Consider the following 2939-nt stretch of genomic DNA (forward strand, 5'->3'; position numbering starts at 1 on the left):
GTCACTGGGCCGACCCCGCCTCCCGCAGGCCGCGCCGTGCCACCCCCGCCTGGGCCGCGGAAGAGCACCTCTCCGGTGGGTCCGCGGCCCAGGCGGGGGTGGCACGGCGCGGCCTGCGGGAGGCGGGGTCGGCCCAGTGACCGGGGACGCGGGCCTCGACCGGTGCGGCGAAGGGCAGGGGGTCACCCGTGCCGCTCGGGCGGACGCGGCGGACCGGGGTGTGCGCGACGGCCTCCAGGTACAGGCCGTGGAACGCGGCGACGTTCTGCTCGACGGTGAACAGTTCGAGTGCGCGGGCGCGCGCGGCGGCACCGAGGCGCGTACGCCGCTCGGGGTCGCGCAGCAGCGAGACACACGCCTGTGCGAGCGCCTGCGGATCGCGCGGGGGGACGACGAGTCCGGTGCCGCCGATGACCTCGACCACCGCCCCGACGTCCGTGGACACCGTCGCGCGGCCGGCGAGCATCGCCTCGACGAGTCCGGTGGGGAAGCCCTCGACCACGCTGGAGAGGACGGTCACGGCGCCGGCGGCGTACGCGTCGGCGGGGCCGGCGAGTCCCGGGCCGCCGGGTTCCTCGAAGGACACCGGCCCGCGGCCGGCGGCGTGCGGGGCGCCGGTCCCGTCCGGGAAGAGCCGCGCGGCCAGGGCCCGGCAGTGCTCGAGGTAGGCGGCGCCCTCGGGGCCGGCCGGGCCGCCGATGATCCGCAGGCGGGTCCCGGGCTCGGCCGCGTGGATCCCGGCGAACGCGTGCAGCAGCGAGACCAGGTCCTTGGCGGGCTCCACCCGGCCGGCCCAGACGAGGGTGTGCGGATCGCCCCGTTGCGGGGACTCGCCCGCCTCCGCGAAGGGCGCCGCGTCCACCCCGGGGGGGACCGTGCGGACCTTCGCCCGGTCGGCGCCGCAGCGCTCCTGCCAGCGGCGGGCGTGGGTGTTGCCCGGGGTGAGGAGAGCGGCCCGCCGGTAGGTCTCGGTGGTGAGCCGGCCGTGGAAGGCCGCGAGGAGGGAGCGGACGGCGGGCGAGGAGTCCGGCCGGGTCAGGTAGTGGGTGCGCAGGCGTACGCCGTACTCGGTCACCAGCAGGGGGACGTCGAAGAAGTGGCCGGCGAGCAGGCCCGGGAGGGCGGCCGTGCCGCCGGAGGCGGCGTGGCACAGGTCGACCGCGCCGAGCCCGTCCTCCTCGTACCAGTCGAGCGAGAGGGGGCGCAAGGCCTCGTGCAGGTGCGCGGCCACGGCCAGCAGGTCCGCCACGCGGGCCTCCCGCGCGGCGGGCAGCACGCGGGGCGCACGACAGGCGTGTTCCAGGGCGCGTACGGCGGTCTCGGAGCGCAGGGCGGCCGCGAGACCGCCTTCCTCGCGGGCGAGGTCGGCGAGGCCGTACAGGGCTCCGGCGAAACGGTCCGCCTCGGCCGGGACGGGGGCCGTCCCTTCCGTCCCGGGGCGCGCGCCGGCGGCCGCGGGGCCCGAAGCGGACCTCTGGCCCGACGCGGACGCGGACCCCTGGCCCGACGCGGATTCCGGGTCCGACGTGCACAGGACGGCGGCGAGTTCGCCGTAGTGCTCGGCGAAGCGGCGGCGCGCGCGCCTGCCGTACACCACCCCGTCGTCCTCGGTCGTCCACAGCGGCGCGGTGCGCACCCGTGCGACCTGGGGCGGCAGCGGCACCCAGCCGCCGTCCTCCTGTGCCTCGCTGCGGCTGAACGCGTAGACGTCGAACTCGTGGTGCCCGAGTCCGCGCACGAGACGGTCGCACCAGAGTCCGGCGTCACCGCTCACATACGGATAGCCACCCTCCGTGAACAGTCCGATGCGCACGAGTGCACCCCCGATCTCCCGTATGGGGAGCCGCCGTTGACCCGGCGGCTCGCAGCGGGACGAACGTAGACGGTCAAGGGGGCGGCGTGATGGACGGTTGTCCGTCGCGCCACTGGAAGGGGTGAACGACCGTAACTTTCCCGCGCGGGACGCGTTCCGTCTCTCCGGAGGATCGACCGCCGCTGCGGACGGCGGCGGCCCGCGGCACGGGCACCCGCGGCCCCGTGCCGGTTGCGACGCGTCCGTCAGCCCTTCGGGTACGGCCAGGCGTTGGGCAGGCAGCTGATTCCGTCGTGGTCGAGGAACTTGGTCTGCTGCTGCATGACCGGCGCCAGATCGCCGTCCTTGTCGCAGGTGAGGTGGTTGTACCCGAGGCGGTGGCCGACCTCGTGGTTGATCAGCATCTGGCGGTAGGCGAGCATCTCGTCGCCGTACGTCTCGGCGCCCTGCGCCCAGCGGAACGCGTTGATCATGACGCGTTCGGTGGCGGCCGAGTCGCAGGAGACGTTGTCGACCGTGGTGTCCAGGCCGGACCTGGCGCACCACTCGGCGGTCGTCCCGGGACTGGCCAGGGTGATGACGAAGCGGGGGGTGCCGGAGTGGATGCGCTCGAAGGCGCGGGCACCGTTGTGCGCCCAGCTGCGGTTGTCGTTGAGCGTCCGGTGCACCGCCTCGGCGAACAGCGCGCCGTCCAGCCCGAGTCCCCGCTCCACGTCCACGCGGTAGGTGATCTTCTGTCCCTTGCCCGGCGCGCCGGCGGTGCCGGGGACCGCGTCGAACTTCCCCGAGCCCTTGACGGTGGCGCCGAGCGGGTACTTCTCGTCCATCTTCTGCGCGTACGTCAGCGGCCCGGCGGCGCGGGAGGCGCCCGGGGAGGTGTTCCGCTCCTCGTCCGCGCCCCCGCTCGCTCCGGGGTCCCGGGCGTCGCGCGCCGCCTGTTCGGGGGCGGACTGCGCCCGCAGGCCGTCGGAGCCGTCGCCTCCGTCGGCGACCTGGCCGGCCACGACGACCGCCAGCACGGTGGTGACGGCGGCGGCCGCGATCCCGGTGAACGTGCGCCCCTTGGTGCCCCTGGCCCGGTCCGGTGCCCCGGCGGGCGGCACGGCGTCGCCGGTGCCGGCCGGGG

2 protein-coding genes are annotated in these 2939 nt (G+C 76.0%); both read right to left on the reverse strand.

Going from position 1 to position 2939, the window contains the following annotated elements; all coding sequences use genetic code 11:
• Position 1 precedes the first annotated feature (1 nt).
• Entirely contained in the window at positions 2-1813 is a 1812-nt protein-coding gene (locus AOK18_RS23700) for a DUF3492 domain-containing protein (protein WP_055695655.1), read from the reverse strand.
• 245 nt (positions 1814-2058) lie between these two features.
• Positions 2059-2939, reverse strand: an 881-nt coding sequence (locus AOK18_RS23705) for a DUF3152 domain-containing protein (RefSeq protein WP_157865151.1), incomplete at its 5' end; no start/stop codon positions are given.

Source organism: Streptomyces prasinopilosus, from assembly GCF_001419695.1.
GTDB classification, from domain to species: Bacteria; Actinomycetota; Actinomycetes; order Streptomycetales; family Streptomycetaceae; genus Streptomyces; species Streptomyces prasinopilosus.